This window comes from Bradyrhizobium sp. AUGA SZCCT0160, assembly GCF_018130105.1.
Lineage (GTDB): Bacteria > Pseudomonadota > Alphaproteobacteria > Rhizobiales > Xanthobacteraceae > Bradyrhizobium.
Genome location: NZ_JAFCMD010000027.1, coordinates 38,387 through 55,891, shown reverse-complemented (window position 1 = coordinate 55,891; position 17,505 = coordinate 38,387). Strand labels below are relative to the sequence as shown.

The window sequence follows — 17,505 nt, the reverse complement described above, 5'->3', positions numbered from 1 at the left end:
AGATGGACCGCTCGAAACTATACCGGCGTTTCCGCACGCTCTTGATCGCCAACCGCGGCGAGATCGCCTGCCGCGTGATCCGCTCCGCCCGCGCCATGGGCCTGCGCACCGTGGCCGTTTATTCCGAGGCCGACCGCGACGCCATGCATGTCGCCATGGCCGACGAGGCCGTGCTGCTCGGGCCGGCGCGGGCCCGCGACAGCTACCTCAACGTCGAGCGCGTCATTGAAGCGGCGCGCCAGACGGGCGCCGAAGCGGTGCATCCCGGCTACGGGTTCCTGTCGGAGAATGCCGAGTTCGCGCAAGCCTGCCTCGACGCCGGCCTGGTGTTCGTCGGTCCGACCGCCGCGATGATGACGGCGATGGGCTCCAAATCCGGCTCCAAGGCGCTGATGGAAAAGGCCGGCGTGCCGCTGGTGCCAGGCTATCACGGCGAGGCCCAGGACGAGGCTGTTCTGGCGCAGGCCGCCGACAAGATCGGCTTCCCGGTACTGGTCAAGGCCTCCGCCGGTGGCGGCGGGCGCGGCATGCGCGTGGTCAATTCGGCCGGTGAACTGGCGGCTGCCATCGTCAGTGCCAAGCGCGAAGCAAAGGCCGCGTTCGGCGACGATCGCATGCTGATCGAGAAATTCGTCCAGAATCCGCGCCACATCGAGGTGCAGATCATCGGCGACAGCCACGGCAACCTGCTCTCGCTCTGGGAGCGCGAATGCACGCTGCAGCGGCGGCATCAGAAGGTGATCGAGGAAGCGCCGTCGCCGACGCTCGACGCCGCCCAGCGCGAGGCGGTCTGCGCCGCCGCGCGCAAAGCGGCCGCGGCGGTCAATTATGTCGGCGCCGGCACCATCGAATTCGTCTCCGACGGCAAGGAGGTGTTCTTCATCGAGATGAACACCCGCCTGCAGGTCGAGCATCCCGTGACCGAACTGATCACCGGCGTCGATCTCGTGGAATGGCAGTTGCGGGTGGCGTTCGGCGAGAAGCTGCCGCTGGCGCAAAATGAGATCAAACTGAACGGCCATGCCATCGAGGCGCGGGTCTACGCGGAAAATCCGCAGAAGAATTTTATGCCCTCGGTCGGCCGGATCAAGACATGGCGCACGCCTGACGCCGTTGACGGCCTGCGCATCGATGCCGGCTATCGCAGCGGCGATGCGGTGTCGCCCTATTACGACGCCATGCTCGCCAAGGTGATCGCGTGGGCGCCGACCCGACAGGCCGCGATTGAGAGACTGAACCGCGGGCTGGAAGAGACCGACGTCCGCGGCATCGTGACCAACATCCCGTTCCTGTCAGCGCTGGTGACGCATCCGCAAGTTCGGGCGAACACCATCGACACCGGTTTTATTGAACGCGAATTGAAAGGCCTGACCGACCCGAAATACGCTTGCGGCGATCTTGAACTCTGTGCGGCGGTCGCCGCTATCGTAGTCGAGGAGCGCAAGGTCGCAGCCAAGGAGGCCCATTCGCCGTGGCAGGCCTTTGGCTGGCAGCCGGTCGGCCAGCGGCAGCGCGTGTTCGCGCTTCGCCAGGGACAGGGCGCCGAGCAGAAGGTCACGCTGGACTATGGCAACGGGGCGTCGAGGCTGTCGATCGGCGAGCGTCAGTTCGTTTTCACGACGTCGCCTGCCGATGATGGTGGTTTTGATCTGACGCTCGACGGGATGAAATCCCATGTCGTCGCGGTGATCGAGGGTCACGAACTCTATCTGCGCACCCGCAACGGCCGTTTCGACCTGCATTGGGTCGATCCGTTCGGCGGCGAGACCGAGGAGCATGTCGGCGAGGACAAGATCGTGGCGCCGTTGCCGGGCACCGTGGTGGCGCTGCTGGCCGAGGAGGGGGCGACGCTGGAGAAGGGGGCTGCGATCCTGACGCTGGAAGTCATGAAGATGGAGCAGACCCTGCGCGCGCCGTTTGCCGGCGTGTTGAAGAAGATCAAATGCAAGGTCGGCGATATCGTTGGCGAAGGCGTAGAACTTGCCGAAGTCGAACCTGCAGCCTCGTGAGGCCGAAATGAGCGACGCTGTCCGTATCATTGAAGTAGGGCCGCGCGACGGGCTGCAGAACGAGAAGACCCCGATCAGTGTGGCTGATCGGATTGCCTTCATCGAGGCGTTGATCGGTGCAGGATTGCACACCGTCGAGGTCGGTGCCTTCGTGTCACCGAAAGCGATCCCGCAGATGGTTGGCTCGGACCAGGTGTTGCGTGGCGTCAGCCATATCGCAGGCAGCGAGTTCCACGTGCTGGTGCCGAACGAAAAGGGATACGAAGCCTCGCAAGCGGCCGGCGCCAAGGTCATTGCCGTGTTCGCCTCCGCCTCGGAAGGATTTTCCCGCGCCAACATCAATTGCTCGATCGCGGAGTCGATTGAGCGCTTCAAGCCGGTGGTCGCCCGCGCTAAGGCAGACGGCGTCAAGGTGCGTGGTTATATCTCCTGCGTGCTCGGCTGTCCCTTCGACGGCGAGATCAAGCCGCAGGCCGTGGTGGACGTCGCCAAAACGCTGTGGGACCTCGGCTGCTACGAGGTCTCGCTCGGCGACACCATCGGCGTCGGTACGCCGCTGAAGGCACGGCAACTGCTGCGAGCGGTAGCCGGCAGCGTGCCGATGGAAAAACTCGCAATGCATTTCCACGACACGTACGGGCAGGCATTGGCCAACCTCTATGCGGGGATGGAGGAAGGCGCGCGCGTGATCGACTCCGCCGCCGGCGGCCTCGGTGGCTGCCCCTACGCGCCGGGCGCCACCGGCAATGTCGCGACCGAAGATGTGGTCTATATGCTCGAGGGCTTGGGGATCAAAACCGGCGTGGACATGACAAAGCTGCTAGCTGCGACGAACGAGGTCAGCCGCTTGATTGGCAGGCCGCCGGTCAGCCGCGTCGCTTCGGCGTTGAACGCGAAGAGGCGCATGGCGAGTAGCGAATAGCAAATGGAAGTCCCGCTATTCGCCATTCGCTACTCGCCCGCTTCACCGGGCATCAGGCGGCGACGTCGGTTGCGAGCTTCAGCAGATTGGCCGACGTCGCCGTCGCGGCACTGTAGTCTTTCCACGCGGTATCGCGCGCGATGTCGCGCCACTTGGCGACGGTTGCCGCATCGAGGGCGCTGACTTTGGCGCCGGCCTTCTCATAGACCTTGGCGACTTCGATGTCGTCGTCCTGCGCACCCTTCTTGCCGAAGGCTTCGGGGTCAGCGCCGACCGCGCGAATGATGTCCTGCTGGTTCTTCGCCAGCTTGTCGAAGCTCGCCTTCGACATCAACAACGGCTCCAGCATGAACCAGTAGGAGGCGCCCGCGCCCGAGGTCAGCGATTTTGCGACCTCCTCCAGACGGAACGAGATCAGGCTGGTGGAGGAGGTAATTCCGGCATCGCAGGCGCCGCTCTGCATCGCCGCATAGAGTTCGTTTGATGGTACCGAGAGCACCGCTGCGCCCGCGGTCAGCAGCACCATGTCCATCTCGCGCGAACCGCCCCGAACCTTGAGGCCCTTGGCGTCTTCCGGATCGACGATCGGCCTGGACCGGCTGGCGACGCCGCCGGCCTGCCAGACCCAGCTCAGCAAGATGATACCCTTGTCGGCCAGGAAATCGGTCAGCGCCTTGCCGACGGGGTGCGTTTTCCAGCGCAAGCCCTGATCGTAGGTCGAAACCAGTCCGGGCATCAAGCCGATATTGGTTTCCGGCAACTCGCCGCCGGCATAGGGAAGGGGATAGAGGCTTAGATCGAGCTCGCCTTTGCGCATCGCCGAGAATTGCGCGTTGGTCTTGATCAGCGAGGAGTTCGGATAGACCTCGGCCGCAATCTCGCCGCCGCTGCGCTTGGCCACTTCCTGCGCGAACGTACGGCACAGGTGGTCGCGGAAATCACCCTTGTCGATGGTGCCGCCCGGAAACTGATGCGAAATCTTCAGCCTCGTTGCGGCGTGTGCGGTGCCCGTGCCGAAGCGAAGAATGGAGGCGCGGCGAGCGCGGATCCGAGAACATGGCGGCGTGTGAGCATGGTTCTCCCCTGAATTGCATTCTTGATCGGCGTGTCCAAGCCGGCGTTGAGCACCGTTTAGCCGGCGGCCGTGCGTAGAGTTTCTGTTCTGGTCGTTCGAGGCAGCCTGTCGCTCAAGGCCGCAGTGGCTGATTCCAGAGCCAGACTTCAAGGTCTGCCGCAGCGCACACGCAGGACGGGGAGGGGTTTTGTGGTCTCGTCGACCATGCGTTCGCCTCCGTTTCTCGGGACGCGTGCGCTGGCCTGCTTCAATTATCCGCTATGGCGGCAACGGCGCTCTCCTGCCGCCGTCCAGGACTATAAGCGCAAGGACGACCCACGAAGAACGACTCGCTATTCAACACGCCAGGAGTGTCACGAAGAAGGACAGGACATGATGAAGACGGATGCCATCAAAGGACGGCGGGTTGGTGAAAGACGGCATGAACAATAGCCAAGCCGTCGTTTGCTTTTGCAATCGGGCTCGCCTGCGCGGAGTCTTGCGATTTCCGGCGCGGTTACCCGCGCCCGAACGAGCGCGTTACTTCTTCTTGCCTTTGCCGCTCTTGCGGGCCGCGTAGCGCGCATCGCGCTTGGCCTTTGCTTCGGCCTCGAGGGCTGCCTGTCTGGCGGCCTCTTCTTCCTTTTCGCGGGCAAGCTGGGCGGCAGCCGCGGCCGCAGCCTCTTCCTCGCGCGCCTTGGCTTCGGCCTTGGCGGCTTCGCGGGCTTCCTTGGCCTTGGCGCGGGCGGCCGCCTGCGCTTCGCGCTCGGCCTGACGCTGCTTCACCTCCGGATCGTCAGGGCCGGGCTGGGCCTTGAACTTGTTCAGGATGTTCTGTCTCGCTTGCTGGGCGGCCTTCTGGCGGTCGGCGAAGCTGGGTTCCTTGAATCCACTCATAAAAAGGGGCCTTGTCGTTTTCTTGATTGGTTGTGAAACGCAGGGAATGGCGGTTTGCGCTTCAGTAGGTGAACCGGCGACAAAATGCCAGCACCGAAGGGGGCAAACAGGGAGATTTCCGTGAACGACCCGGTTGGTCGACCGCTGCCGGTGAGCGCGCTAAAGCGTTTTCCAGCGAAGTGGACACCGGTTCGCGTCAAGAAAACGCGTCAAGACAAGAATCTAGAGCCCCGTTCCGATTCCATCGGAACGGAAAGGCTCTAGCGGCGGCCCTGGCCGGATCGCCAATGGCGTTGGCCTCGACACAAGCGACGGCTGAAACCCGGTTCCGAGCCGAGCCAGGCAGTGGCTGTTCTAATCAGTCGCGGTTCTAATCAGTCCTGGATTGGTCGCGGCGGCCGCCCGGACCGAGAATTTTCGCAACCGTCACGGCCGTCATCGCCACGCGATCGGAAGTCCGCTGGGCTTCCAGCCTGTCGCGGGCTCCCTCCTTGATCATGAGATCGATGAGTTCGAGCCGTTTGGCATCGTCGGTCGCTTCAGCCAGTAGTTTTCGATAGCGATCGTAGTCGTAGCCCACTTCCTGCATGCTCATGACACGCTCCGCACACGCGCTTTCTCCAAACCAACACTGTTGATCAACCTCTGCACGCGCGCAACGGATTTGCGGGACTTATACCCCTGCCGCGCATTTTTGGCGTGCGAGTGTTGCAGAATTGATCCGGCAGATAGCGCACAGGTTGTGGCGCGGTCGGATGTCGGGAGAGGGAACCCGATACGATCGGTAGCGCCGCCCCGCTTGGGCCGGAACGTGCCGGCGCAATCGGTCGCACCTGAAAGCCGAAACACTGTGAATTCGCTCACATAAGGACGGCCGGCGCGAGCCTATGTTGCGGCAGGTCCTGAAATGAACGACCGCCATGATCCCGAATTGGTGCACCCCTAAAAATGTCGTTCTCGCCGCAGCGATCGTTTTGTTCGCCTGCGTCGCGGGCGGTGTGGCGACCGGACTGGCGTATCCGGAGCCGGTGTCCAGCGCCGCGCTCGGGCCAGATTGGCAGTGCAGCCGGATGGCGTTTGTCTGGACCACCTGCAGGAGACTGACGCACGCCAAATCTGCATCGAACCGTGTAGCGAGGGAACCGGTCTGCACGCGAATCCGGACCTAGGCGCGAGAAGGTCCGGCAACGTTGCGTTGGGTCGTCGCTGGAGCGTTTTCCAGCGAAGACGCTACCGGTTCGTGTCAAGAAAACGCGTCAGATCAAAAATCCAGAGCCCCGTTCCGGTTTCAATCGGAACGGACAGGGCTCTAGACGATGGTCGTGAGCACGTACGAATGCCACGCACTCCAGTCGATTCCATCAAACGCGCGGACATACATGGTCTCGCCGCCGGTCGCAGCGCCACCACGGAGCCAGACATTGGAAAGGTCGGCGGGGCTGACATCGATCACCGTGCTGGCAGCCCAGTGGGAATTCGTGGGCGTCCCGAAGTAGCCGCTGTTAGCGCCGGAGCCTCCGTCCCAGAACTGATATTGGGTTGCCGGATGTGCGTCGGCATCGGAATAGGACACCAGGTTGCCGATCTGGCTCCACTCGTTGACGTGCAAGGTCTGATTGTTGATCGAAGCCACCGGTGCATGATTAGCCAGCGTCGTCAACGCGAACGAGTCCCAATTGCCCCACGCGGTTCCATCGAAAGCCCGTATGTACATGGTGTCGGTACCGCCCGCCGTGCCGCCTCGCACCCAGACATTGGCGAGGTCGGATGCGGCGATATCGACGGCCGTACCGGCCGCCACGCGTGAATTGGTGGGTGTCCAGAAGTAGGCGCTGGTTGCGGACAAGCCGCCGTCTCAGATCTGGTATTTCGTAATCACGTCGCCGTCGGCGTCGAATGACGTCGTCCAGTTGACGAGTTTGGCCCATTCGGCAGCGTTCAGCGTATGATCGTTGGCCGTTGCGGTCGGCGCAATATTCGTCGACGTCAGGGTGAAACTGTCCCAGTTGCCCCACGCGGTGCCGTCGAACGCGCGCACATACATGGTTTCGGAGCCAGTGGTCGCACCGGTGCGCAGCCAGAAATTGCCGAGATCGGCGGCCGAAACGTCGATCGTGGTGCCCGAGGCCCAAATGCGCATTGGTGGAGGACCAGAAGTAACCGCTGTCTGTACCCCCGCCGCCGTCCCAGAACTGGTACTTGGTAATTGTATCGCCTTCGGCATCGGACGCGCTGAGCCAGTTCTGCGGCTTGGCCCATTGATTGACGTGCATCGACTGGTCGTTGATGGTCGCGACTGGCGCGGTATTTATTGTCGTCGTCAGCGTGAAAGTATCCCAGGCTCCCCATTCTGTGCCGTCGAATGGACTCACCCACAGCGTCTCGGACCCGGTCGCCGAGCCACCCTGGATCCAGACATTGGCGCGATCGGCCGCGGAAACGTCGATGATGGTGTTGGCGGCCAATGGGAGTTGGTGGGAGTCCAGAAGAAAGCGCTCGTCGCGGCCGTACCGCTGTCCCAGAACTGGTACTTCGTGATCGTGTCGTTATCCCCATCGACCACGCTGAGCCAATTGTCGATCTTGGCCCATTGACCTTGGTGTAAGGAATGATCGTTGATGGCGGCGACGGGCGTTGCGTTGGTCGACGCCATGGCGAAAGTGTCCCAAGCGCCCCAGTCGGAGCCGTCGAACGCGCGTACCCACAACGTTTCGGACCCGGTCGTCGAGCCGCTCCGGACCCAGACATTGGCAAGGTCGGCAGCGGAGACTTCGATCGTCGTGTTGGCGGCCCAATGCGTGTTGGTGGGAGTCCAGAAATAGGCGCTGGTCGCCGACGTGCCGCTGTCCCAGAACTGGTATTTGGTGGCGGCATCTCCGTTGGGGTCGGAGTAACTCAGCAGGGTGGACCGATTGGTCGCTGATCGCTGCAACGGGGGTTCCGTTGGGCGTCGTCGTGAGGGTAAACGACGCCCAACTGCTCCAGTCTATTCCGTCGAACGCGCGTACCCACATTGTCTCGCTGCCGCTGGCCGAACCGGAACGCAGCCAGACATCGGAGAGTTGCGACGCCGGAACGTCAATCGTGGTGCCGGCGGCCCAATGGCATTTGTGGGAGTCCAGAAATAACCGCTGGTCGCGGACGTACCGCTATCGAAGAACTGGTAGCTCACCGCTGGGTTGCCATCGGCATCGGAATAGCTGATCCAGGGCTGCAGCCGCTGCCAGTGGTTGGACAGCATGCTTCGATTGCCGATCGATGCGACGGGAGCAGTCATGATGTGCGTCCTCGTGATGTGCCGGTCGAAAATACCGGGCTGTTTCCAAGGTACAGCGCGATCGATGTCGCCTTCAAAACAAGGCAGCAGCTTCAGTCCTGCATAATCCAAACCAACCGAGCATCTTAGAAAATCATCAAATCCAAACGGCAGGCCGAAACGATCGTCTGATCTGATCAGCATTGCAATTCTTGCGCGATTTGTCTGTGATTCAGATCGCGGACGTTGAAAAATTCGACGAAGCAATTCGCTGGGATTGACGTGCGCGTTGCGCGCTCAGTCCGAACACGCGTTCGCTGGTGTCGCTCAAAAATGCGCCACGCTCAGCGGGACGGATGCGGTTTTTTGCAACGCTCGGTCAACGGCAAGCATGGTCTCGGTAACGGCTGCGCTACGCGTCTTGGCTTCGCCTGCTTTCGTGTGAGGTCGTCGAGTGTCACAGCCCGTCGGCACGAAGTTGGCTCATCGCCTTCGAAGATCAAGTAATTCTTGCCGCGATATTCCATCTGAAAAATTCAACATCACCGTAATGGATGCGCCAGCAGTCGGAGCGTTCCGGGTGTGAGCGGCGGGTGAGGGCGGACATATGCCATTAAGGCGCGGCCGGAGCGGATAGGCAAATCGCCCTACAGCCGGCGTTTCCCGTTCTGGGCGCTTCAGCAACCAGTGCTGCCCATCATCCGGCGTCCTTTACTGAAGCAGCATCGGTTGCTGAAGCGCCCGGACAGTCGGACCCGAACGATCTGAATTGGAATGATTGAAGTCCCGGTCTATGAGATGGCCATGGCCGAGCCTCGCAAGATCTCACCCAAATTACTTGCATTGTTGGTATGCCCCCTGACCAAGGGGCCGCTGGAGTTTGATGAGGTAAGACTGGAACTGATCTCGCGTTCGGCACACCTCGCATACTCGATCCGGGACGGCATCCCGATCATGCTGCCTGCAGAAGCGCGAAAGCTGGATTGAAGCCTTTCGAAGATCCGGTCTCGCACAGCGTCCGTTTGATTCATCAGCTCCATATTGCTAGGCGAGCGGCCATGGAAAAGTCGCGTCTCGGATTGTCCCGCTTTGACCTGGTACTCGCCATGCTGGCGGTTGTGGTCATCCTCTACGTCCTGAGCCTTGGCGCTGCGGTACGGCTCTAATCGGACCTCCTGTAATCAACGACCGATCTCATCCGCTACCGCTACAATACGATGGCCGCTGAATCGCCCAACGGCGAGTGGACCTGGCGGGTGATTTTAGAAGAGCCGGATGGGTTCAAAGAGGTTCTGGTAAAACGACTTGTGGTGAACGTGCCTTCGTTCAGCAAGGAAGATGAGATGCCAGTCGTAGGGCGAAAATTTCACATGGCTTGCCGAGGCACGTTTCGCCTGGACGACGAAGGCACCGGGATTATCGATCCGTCGCCGTCTCAGGCGGCCTCTTTATGGTGACTGCACCATGAGAAACGCCAGCGCCAGTTACCGGGTGAGCGACAACCATGAAAGCCAAGCGTTCTCTTCAATACAGAATGCGACACTGCCTTTTCGAGAACAAACCAGCTATCCGATTGAAATTATTGGCGATCCCAGCAGGATTCGAACCTGCAACCCACGGAGTAGAAATCCGTTACTCTATCCAGTTGAGCTATGGGACCGTTGGAGTCTTTCTAGCACTGCCAATATGAAAAATCCGCCTCATAGCCAAGTCCGTTCCGAACCGATTTCCTTCAGGCTGCGACAAAGCCAGACGGCGGACCATTGCCTTCGGTTCGCCCATCAATCAATGCTGCGCCGGTAACCCCGCCGGTGCGGTCCGGGACCGTGGACTGCCTGAGCCATGCATGCGACTTTTTCGCAAGCCTCTTCCATCGCCATCAGTCCGTCACCTTTTCGCGCACTTTTCGTCCGTTACGAGGCGGTCGTCCGCCCAAGGAGCTCCATCATGATCGGTTTGGTTCGCGCCGCAGTCGTTTGCGCCACGATGGCGCTTGGCCTAGTCGCAGCGCAGGCAGCAGATAAAGCCTTCAGACGCGACGATCTCGCCGATTCCGCGGTCAAGCTGGAGGCCCAGATCAAGAGCGAGGCGGGGCCGGTTTCCAAATCCAGCGCGACGCTGCGGACTGATGCGGATACCGCCTTCAAGCGTGCCGACTTCCGCACCGGCCTGCAAATCCTTGGACAGATCGCGGCCACCACGCCGGAGGACAGCGCCAACTGGCTCAAACTCGCCAAGACGATCTTCCAGATCCGCTCCGCAAGCTCGAGCGAACAGACCTTCCTGCTCGAGCGCGCCTCGACCGCCGCCTATATCGCCTATCAGCGCGCCGGCAACGCCGCCGAGGAGGCCGATGCGCTGGCGGTGCTGGGCCGGGCGATGTCGGACCGCAAGCTCTGGCGGCCGGCGCTGGATAGCTTACGGCTGTCGCTCGACATGCGCGAGGTCGCCGAGGTGCGCGGCCAATACGAGAAGATGCGCGACCAGCACGGTTTTCGTCTTTTGGATTATACCGTGGACTCGGACGGTGCGTCACCGCGGGCGTGCTTCCAGTTCTCTGAAGATCTGGCCAAGCGAGTCGATTTCGCGCCGTTCCTGGCGCTGGCCGGTACCGACAAGCCGGCGCTGTCGGCCGAAGGCAAGCAGCTTTGCGTCGATGGCCTGAAGCACGGCGAGCGCTACAACATCAATCTTCGTGCCGGCCTGCCGTCCACGGTCAAGGAAACCCTGCCGAAATCGGCCGAATTCAACGTCTATGTCCGCGACCGCAAGCCGTTCGTGCGCTTCACCGGCCGCGCCTATGTGCTGCCGCGTACCGGCCAGCGCGGCATCCCGCTGGTCAGCGTCAATACGCCCGCCGTGAACGTCAACGTGTTCCGGATCGGCGACCGAAACCTGATTAATACGGTGATCGACAGCGACTTCCAGAAGACGCTGTCGAGCTACCAGCTCGGCGATCTCGGCGACGAAAAGGGCGTCAAGGTCTGGACCGGCGAACTCGCCACCGCCACCACGCTCAACCAGGACGTCATTACCGCGTTCCCGGTCGACCAGGCGCTGGGCGACCTGCAGCCGGGCGTCTATGTGATGACGGCGTCAGCCAAAGGCCCCGGCAGCGATGATGACGGAAGGCTGGCGACGCAGTGGTTCATCGTCTCCGACATGGGCCTGTCGGCGTTTTCAGGTAATGACGGTGTCCACGTCTTCGTCAATTCGCTGGCGTCCACCGAGGCGGTCGGCAAGGCGGAGGTGCGGCTGATCGCCCGTAACAACGAGATCCTGGCGACCCGCAAGACCGACGATTCCGGCCACGTGCTGTTCGAGGCGGGATTGGCGCGCGGCGAGGGCGGGCTGTCGCCGGCCTTGCTCACGGTCATGAGCGAGAAGTCGGACTACGCATTCCTCAGCCTCAAGACCACCGCGTTCGACCTCACCGACCGTGGCGTGTCCGGCCGGGTGGTGCCATCAGGCGCCGACGCCTTCGTATACGCCGAGCGCGGGGTCTACCGCTCCACCGAGACCGTCTATCTCACCGCGCTGCTGCGCGACGGGCAGGGCAACGCCATGACGGGCGGACCGCTGACCCTCGTCATCGAACGCCCGGATGGCGTCGAATTCCGCCGCGCCGTATTGCCCGATCAGGGCGCGGGCGGCCGCAGCATGGTGGTCCCGCTCAATTCGGCGGTCCCGACGGGGACCTGGCGGGTACGCGCGTTCACCGACCCCAAGGGGTCGGCGGTCGGCGAAACCACCTTCATGGTCGAGGACTACATCCCCGAAAGGATCGAATTCAACATCTCCAGCAAGGAGAAAATGATCAAAGCTGAAGTTCCAGTTGAACTTAAGGTCGATGGTCGTTTCCTCTACGGCGCTCCGGCTTCCGGCCTGCAGCTCGAAGGCGACATGCTGGTCACCTCGGCAGCCTCCGGGCGGCCGGGCTATCCCGGCTACCAGTTCGGCGTTGCCGACGAGGAAACCGCCAGCAACGAGCGCACCCCGATTGAGAACCTGCCGGAGGCCGACGCCAATGGCGTGGCGACGTTCCCGGTGTCGCTGGCCAAGGCGCCAACTTCGACCCGCCCGCAGGAGGCGCAAATCTTCATCCGCATGGCGGAGGCCGGTGGCCGCGCCGTCGAGCGCAAGCTGGTGCTCCCCGTGGCGCCTGCCACGCCCTTGATCGGCATCAAGCCGCTGTTTGGGGACAAGAGCGTCGCGGAGGGTGATAAGGCCGAATTCGACGTGGTGTTCGTCGCCCCCGACGGCAAGCAATTGCCGCGTGACGGCCTGCGTTACGAGCTTCTGAAGATAGAATCTCGCTACCAGTGGTACCGGCAGAATTCGTCCTGGGAATACGAGCCGGTCAAATCGACCTCGCGCGTCGCCGATGGCGACCTGACGCTGTCAGCCGACAAGGCGGCGAGGGTGTCGCTGGCGCCGCAGCCCGGCCGCTATCGCCTGGACGTCAAATCGACCGAGGCGGACGGACCGGTCACCTCGGTCCAGTTCGATGTCGGTTGGTATTCGGACGGCAGCGCCGACACCCCCGATCTCCTCGAAACCTCGATCGACAAGCCGGAATACGCCTCCGGCGACACCATGGTGGTGTCGGTCAACGCCCGCACAGCGGGCAAGCTGACCATCAACGTTCTGGGCGACCGTCTGCTGACGACCCAGACCGTGGACGTCAAGGAAGGCACCCAGCAGGTCAAGCTATCAGTCGGCAAGGATTGGGGCACCGGCGCCTATGTGCTGGCGACGCTGCGCCGTCCGCTCGACGCCGCGGCGCTGCGGATGCCCGGACGGGCGATCGGCCTGAAATGGTTCGGCATCGACAAGAAGGCCCGCACCCTGCAGGTGGCGCTCTCGCCGCCGCCGCTGGTCCGCCCCGGAACCGCCCTGAAGATTCCGGTCAAGCTCGGCGGGCTCAACCCCGGCGAAGACGCCAAGATCGTGGTCGCCGCGGTCGATGTCGGCATTCTCAACCTGACCAATTACAAGCCGCCGGCGCCGGATGATTTCTATCTCGGCCAGCGCCGCCTCACGTCCGAGATCCGCGACCTCTACGGGCAATTGATCGACGGCATGCAGGGCACCCGCGGCCAGCTCAAGACCGGCGGCGACGGCGCCGGCGCCGAGCTGCAGGGCTCACCGCCCACCCAGAAACCGCTCGCGCTTTATTCCGGCATCGTCAGGGTCGGCCCTGACGGGTCTGCCGAGATCAGCTTCGACATTCCGGAGTTCGCCGGCACCGCGCGTGTCATGGCGGTGGCCTGGAGTGCGACAAGGCTTGGCCGCGCCACGACAGACGTCACCGTGCGCGATCCCGTGGTGCTGACCGCAACATTGCCGCGCTTCCTGCTCAATGGCGACCGCGGCACCATGAGCTTCGATCTCGACAACGTTGAAGGTGCACCCGGCGACTACACCATCAGCGTCAAGACGACGGGCCCGGTGAAGGTGAGCGGCAACCCCACCACCACGGTCAAGCTCGCCGCCAAGCAGCGGACCTCGATGTCGCTCGCGATCGACGGCGGCGGCGCCGGCACCGCCAATCTCGACGTCGACATCAAGGGTCCGAACGGCCTGGCGCTGGCGCGGCACTATGCGCTCGACGTCAAGGCGGCGACGCAGGTCCTGGCGCGCCGCTCGATCCGTACCCTGGCCAAGGGCGAGAGCCTGACGCTGACCTCGGACATGTTCACCGACCTGGTGTCGGGAACGGGTAGCGTGTCGCTCTCCGTCGGCCTGTCCACCGCACTCGATGCGGCGACCATCCTCAAGGCGCTGGATCGCTATCCGTATGGATGTTCCGAACAGATCACCAGCCGCGCGCTGCCGCTGCTCTACGTCAACGATCTCGCCGCGGGCGCCCATCTGGCGATGGACACCGCGGTCGATCAGCGCATCCGGGACGCGATCGAGCGGCTGCTGGCGCGTCAGGGCTCGAACGGGTCGTTCGGCCTGTGGTCGGCGGGCGGCGATGATGCCTGGCTCGACGCCTACGTGACTGACTTCCTGACCCGCGCCCGTGAGAAGGGCTTTGCAGTGCCGGATGTGCTGTTCAAGAGCGCGCTCGACCGCATCCGCAACTCCGTGGTCAACGCCAACGAGCCCGAAAAGGACGGCGGCCGCGATCTGGCCTACGGCCTTTACGTGCTCGCCCGCAACGGCGCCGCCCCGATCGGCGACCTGCGCTATCTCGCCGACACCACGCTGAACAATCTGGCGACGCCGATTGCGAAATCGCAACTGGCGGCGGCGCTGGCGTTGGTCGGCGACAAGTCGAGGGCGGAGCGCGTCTACGGCGCAGCGCTCGATGCACTGGTGCCGAAGCCCGTGATCGAGTTCGGCCGGGTCGACTATGGCAGCGCCTTGCGCGATGCCGCAGCTTTGGTCTCGCTCGCCAGCGAAGGCAACGCGCCGCGGGCGACGCTGACGCAGGCGGTGCAGCGGGTCGAAGTGGCGCGGGGCCTTTCGCCCTACACCTCGACGCAGGAAAACGCCTGGCTGGTGTTGGCCTCGCGCGCGCTCTCGAAGGAGACGATGGCGCTCGATATAGATGGTTCGCCGATCAAGACGGCGGCCTATCGCAGCTACAAGGCCGAGCAGATGGTCGGCAAGCCGGTCAAGATCACCAATACCGGCGACGCACCGGTACAGGCCGTGGTCTCGGTCTCGGGTTCGCCGGTCACGCCGGAGCCCGCGGCCTCGAACGGCTTCAAGATCGAGCGCAATTACTTCACGCTCGACGGCAAGCCCGCCGATATCAGCAAGGCCAAGCAGAACGACCGATTTGCGGTCGTGCTGAAGATCACCGAGGCCAAGCCGGAATACGGGCACATCATGGTGGCCGACTACCTCCCGGCCGGCCTCGAGATCGACAATCCGAGGCTGGTGTCGTCCGGCGACAAAGGCACGTTGGACTGGATCGAGGACGGCGAGGAGCCCGAGAATACCGAGTTCCGTGATGACCGCTTCACCGCGGCCATCGATCGCGCCAGCGACGATACGGCGGTGTTCACCGTCGCCTATGTCGTGCGCGCGGTTTCCCCCGGCAAATACGTGCTGCCGCAGGCCTATGTCGAGGACATGTACAATCCCTCGCGCTATGGCCGCACCGGCACCGGCACCGTGGAGGTCCGTCCGGCCAAATGAGCGAGACGGGGCCCATAGCACCGGCAAGCCCTCCGAAGGGCCGCTGGCGACGGATCAGGAAGGCGGCGGCGATATCGGCCGTCGTCAGCCTGATGACGGTCGGCGCGTTCGCCGGCTGGGTCGCCTCGCTCGGCCCGCTGCCGCTGGAGCAGGCGCGCAAGGTCTCGACCTCGATCATCGACCGCAACGGCAAATTGCTGCGCGCCTATGCGATGGCCGACGGCCGCTGGCGGTTGCCAGTCGATGCCAAAACCGGCGTCGATCCCGGCTATCTCAAGCTGCTGCTGGCGTATGAAGACCGCCGCTTCCACTCGCATCGCGGCGTCGATCCGCTGGCGCTCGGCCGCGCGGCGCTTCAGCTGATCACGCGCGGCCACATCGTGTCCGGCGGTTCGACGATCACGATGCAATTGGCGCGGCTGATGGAGCCGCGGCGCGAGCGTTCGGTGTACGCCAAGCTGCGCCAGATGGTGCGTGCGATCCAGATCGAGCGGCAACTGAACAAGGACCAGATACTCGATCTCTATCTGGCGCTGGCGCCGTTCGGCGGCAATCTGGAGGGCGTCCGCGCCGCGTCGATCGCCTATTTCGGCAAGGAACCGAAGCGGCTGTCGCTGGCGGAGGCGGCGCTTCTGGTGGCGCTGCCGCAATCGCCGGAGACGCGCCGCCTCGACCGCCATCCCGAGGTCGCCCGCGCCGCGCGCGATCGCGTGCTTGAACGCATGGTGAATGAGCAGCGCGTAACCGAAGACGACGCGGTTCAGGCCAAGGCCGTCACCGTGCCCCGGCTGCGCAAGCCGATGCCGATCCTGGCGCCGCATTCCGCCGACCAGTCGATGGCGACCGTGAGGGATTCGCCGGTCATCAAGCTGACGCTGGATTCGAGCCTGCAGAAGACGCTTGAAGCGCTGGCGCGCGACCGCGCGATTGCGCAGGGGCCGAACATTTCGGTCGCCATGATCGCGGTCGACAATGAAAGCGGCGACGTATTGGCGCGGGTCGGCTCATCGGATTATTTCGACGAGCGGCGGGCCGGGCAGGTCGACATGACCCGCGCGGTGCGCTCGCCGGGATCGACGCTGAAGCCCTTCATCTACGGTCTCGCCTTCGAAGATGGCTTTGTGCATCCGGAGAGCCTGATCGACGATCGTCCGATTCGGTTCGGCTCCTACGCGCCCGAAAATTTCGACATGACGTTTCAGGGCACGGTCCCCGTACGCAAGGCGCTGCAATTGTCCCTCAACGTGCCGGCGATCGCGCTGCTCGACCGAGTCGGCTCCAGCCGGCTGTCGTCGCGGCTGAAGCAGGCCGGCGGCAATCTGGTGCTGCCGAAGGATGAAGCGCCGGGCCTTGCCATGGGCCTCGGCGGCGTCGGCGTGACCCTGCAGGATCTGGCGCAGCTCTATGCGGGGCTGGCGCGCCTCGGCACCACCAAGCCCCTGCGCGAAATCATGATCGCCAAAGACGAGCGCGATCCGATGCGGCTGATGGATCAGGCCGCGGCCTGGCAGGTCGGCAACGTCCTGATCGGCACGCCGCCACCGGAAAACGGCGTGCATAACCGGATCGCCTTCAAGACCGGCACCAGCTACGGCTATCGCGATGCCTGGTCGGTCGGCTTCGACGGCCGCATCACCATCGGCGTATGGGTTGGGCGTCCCGACGGCGCGCCGGTGGCCGGGCTGGCCGGCCGTACCGCTGCCGCACCGATCCTGTTCGACGCCTTCGCCCGCACCGGAAAGATCGTTGCGGCATTGCCGAAGCCGCCGAAGGGCGCGCTGATCGCTGGCAATGCCAAGCTTCCGGTGCCGCTGCGGCGTTTCCGCCCCGTCGGCGAGTTGGTCCGCACCGGCAGCGATCAGGCGCCGCGCATCCAGTTTCCGCTGAATGGTTCGCGGATCGACGTCGACCGTTCCAACGACGGGCAGTTCTCGGCGATGCCGGTCAAGGTCGCCGGCGGCGTGCTGCCGCTGACCATGCTGGTGAACGGTATCGCGGTCGGCGAGATCGGCAGCCGGCGTCAGCGCCTGGTCGAGCCGCCCGGGCCCGGCTTTGCACGCCTCACGGTGATCGACGCGACCGGCGCCGCCGACACCGTGGTGATCCGGGTACAATGAACAGGTACAATTTGACCGATCAGGGGGCCGGGGACACCGCCGGATAGCGGGAACTGCGGTGTTGTTTGCAGTGCGGTTTCATCGTATGCGAACAA

At 63.6% G+C, this 17,505-nt stretch carries 12 protein-coding genes, 1 tRNA gene and 1 pseudogene; 6 read left to right on the top strand and 8 right to left on the bottom strand.

Annotated features, from left to right (window positions below):
* The first annotated feature begins 2 nt into the window (after positions 1-2).
* Both JQ558_RS32040 and JQ558_RS32035 read left to right on the top strand, forming a co-directional pair.
* The gene (locus JQ558_RS32040; RefSeq protein WP_212209453.1) at positions 3-2,009 is read left to right on the top strand and encodes an acetyl/propionyl/methylcrotonyl-CoA carboxylase subunit alpha; all 2,007 of its coding nucleotides are present in this window, start codon (positions 3-5) and stop codon (positions 2,007-2,009) included.
* Positions 2,010-2,016: 7 nt separating this feature from the next.
* On the top strand, positions 2,017-2,931 hold the full coding sequence (locus JQ558_RS32035) for a hydroxymethylglutaryl-CoA lyase (RefSeq protein ID WP_212209454.1): 915 nt from the start codon (positions 2,017-2,019) through the stop codon (positions 2,929-2,931).
* A gap of 52 nt (positions 2,932-2,983) precedes the next feature.
* Here the strand turns inward: JQ558_RS32035 and dctP are convergent.
* The 7 genes and pseudogenes from dctP to JQ558_RS37575 all read right to left on the bottom strand — a co-directional run bounded on the left by dctP (position 2,984) and on the right by JQ558_RS37575 (position 8,342).
* A pseudogene (dctP, locus tag JQ558_RS32030) lies at positions 2,984-4,005 on the bottom strand (TRAP transporter substrate-binding protein DctP).
* Between the two features lie 520 nt (positions 4,006-4,525).
* Complete coding sequence (locus tag JQ558_RS32025; RefSeq protein WP_212209456.1) at positions 4,526-4,882, bottom strand: DUF6481 family protein; 357 nt, start codon at positions 4,880-4,882, stop codon at positions 4,526-4,528.
* 370 nt (positions 4,883-5,252) lie between these two features.
* Positions 5,253-5,477 (bottom strand): hypothetical protein, encoded by a 225-nt coding sequence (locus tag JQ558_RS32020; protein ID WP_212296280.1) that lies wholly within the window; start codon positions 5,475-5,477, stop codon positions 5,253-5,255.
* Between the two features lie 714 nt (positions 5,478-6,191).
* Positions 6,192-6,728, bottom strand: coding sequence for a hypothetical protein (locus JQ558_RS37590; protein ID WP_249142735.1), 537 nt, complete (start codon positions 6,726-6,728; stop codon positions 6,192-6,194).
* Positions 6,729-6,737: 9 nt separating this feature from the next.
* Positions 6,738-7,022 carry a hypothetical protein gene (locus tag JQ558_RS37585; RefSeq protein ID WP_249142734.1) on the bottom strand — a complete coding sequence of 95 codons (285 nt, stop codon included), beginning with the start codon at positions 7,020-7,022 and terminating at the stop codon, positions 6,738-6,740.
* Between the two features lie 228 nt (positions 7,023-7,250).
* Positions 7,251-7,814 (bottom strand): hypothetical protein, encoded by a 564-nt coding sequence (locus tag JQ558_RS37580; protein ID WP_249142733.1) that lies wholly within the window; start codon positions 7,812-7,814, stop codon positions 7,251-7,253.
* A 54-nt stretch (positions 7,815-7,868) separates the two neighbouring features.
* A complete protein-coding gene (locus JQ558_RS37575; RefSeq protein WP_249142732.1) occupies positions 7,869-8,342 on the bottom strand; it encodes a hypothetical protein in 474 nt (157 codons plus the stop codon).
* 594 nt (positions 8,343-8,936) lie between these two features.
* Here JQ558_RS37575 and JQ558_RS32010 point away from each other — a divergent pair.
* Both JQ558_RS32010 and JQ558_RS32005 read left to right on the top strand, forming a co-directional pair.
* Positions 8,937-9,125, top strand: coding sequence for a Trm112 family protein (locus JQ558_RS32010; RefSeq protein ID WP_212296304.1), 189 nt, complete (start codon positions 8,937-8,939; stop codon positions 9,123-9,125).
* 230 nt (positions 9,126-9,355) lie between these two features.
* Positions 9,356-9,595 carry a hypothetical protein gene (locus tag JQ558_RS32005; protein ID WP_212296279.1) on the top strand — a complete coding sequence of 80 codons (240 nt, stop codon included), beginning with the start codon at positions 9,356-9,358 and terminating at the stop codon, positions 9,593-9,595.
* 126 nt (positions 9,596-9,721) lie between these two features.
* On the opposite strand, the gene JQ558_RS32000 is transcribed toward JQ558_RS32005, so the two are convergent.
* A tRNA-Arg gene (locus JQ558_RS32000) sits at positions 9,722-9,798 on the bottom strand.
* 287 nt (positions 9,799-10,085) lie between these two features.
* Here JQ558_RS32000 and JQ558_RS31995 point away from each other — a divergent pair.
* Both JQ558_RS31995 and pbpC read left to right on the top strand, forming a co-directional pair.
* The gene (locus JQ558_RS31995) at positions 10,086-15,293 is read left to right on the top strand and encodes an alpha-2-macroglobulin (RefSeq protein WP_212296278.1); all 5,208 of its coding nucleotides are present in this window, start codon (positions 10,086-10,088) and stop codon (positions 15,291-15,293) included.
* A gap of 92 nt (positions 15,294-15,385) precedes the next feature.
* Complete coding sequence (pbpC, locus tag JQ558_RS31990; protein WP_409410613.1) at positions 15,386-17,410, top strand: penicillin-binding protein 1C; 2,025 nt, start codon at positions 15,386-15,388, stop codon at positions 17,408-17,410.
* The last annotated feature ends 95 nt before the right edge of the window (positions 17,411-17,505 follow it).

Coding starts and splice junctions, on each gene's coding strand:
- JQ558_RS32040 (WP_212209453.1), top strand. CDS start 3: ATGGACCGCTCGAAACTATACCGGCGTTTCCGCACGCTCTTGATCGCC.
- JQ558_RS32035 (WP_212209454.1), top strand. CDS start 2,017: ATGAGCGACGCTGTCCGTATCATTGAAGTAGGGCCGCGCGACGGGCTG.
- JQ558_RS32025 (WP_212209456.1), bottom strand. CDS start 4,882: ATGAGTGGATTCAAGGAACCCAGCTTCGCCGACCGCCAGAAGGCCGCC.
- JQ558_RS32020 (WP_212296280.1), bottom strand. CDS start 5,477: ATGAGCATGCAGGAAGTGGGCTACGACTACGATCGCTATCGAAAACTA.
- JQ558_RS37585 (WP_249142734.1), bottom strand. CDS start 7,022: ATGCGCATTTGGGCCTCGGGCACCACGATCGACGTTTCGGCCGCCGAT.
- JQ558_RS37575 (WP_249142732.1), bottom strand. CDS start 8,342: ATGCTGATCAGATCAGACGATCGTTTCGGCCTGCCGTTTGGATTTGAT.
- JQ558_RS32010 (WP_212296304.1), top strand. CDS start 8,937: ATGGCCATGGCCGAGCCTCGCAAGATCTCACCCAAATTACTTGCATTG.
- JQ558_RS32005 (WP_212296279.1), top strand. CDS start 9,356: ATGGCCGCTGAATCGCCCAACGGCGAGTGGACCTGGCGGGTGATTTTA.
- JQ558_RS31995 (WP_212296278.1), top strand. CDS start 10,086: ATGATCGGTTTGGTTCGCGCCGCAGTCGTTTGCGCCACGATGGCGCTT.
- pbpC (WP_409410613.1), top strand. CDS start 15,386: ATGACGGTCGGCGCGTTCGCCGGCTGGGTCGCCTCGCTCGGCCCGCTG.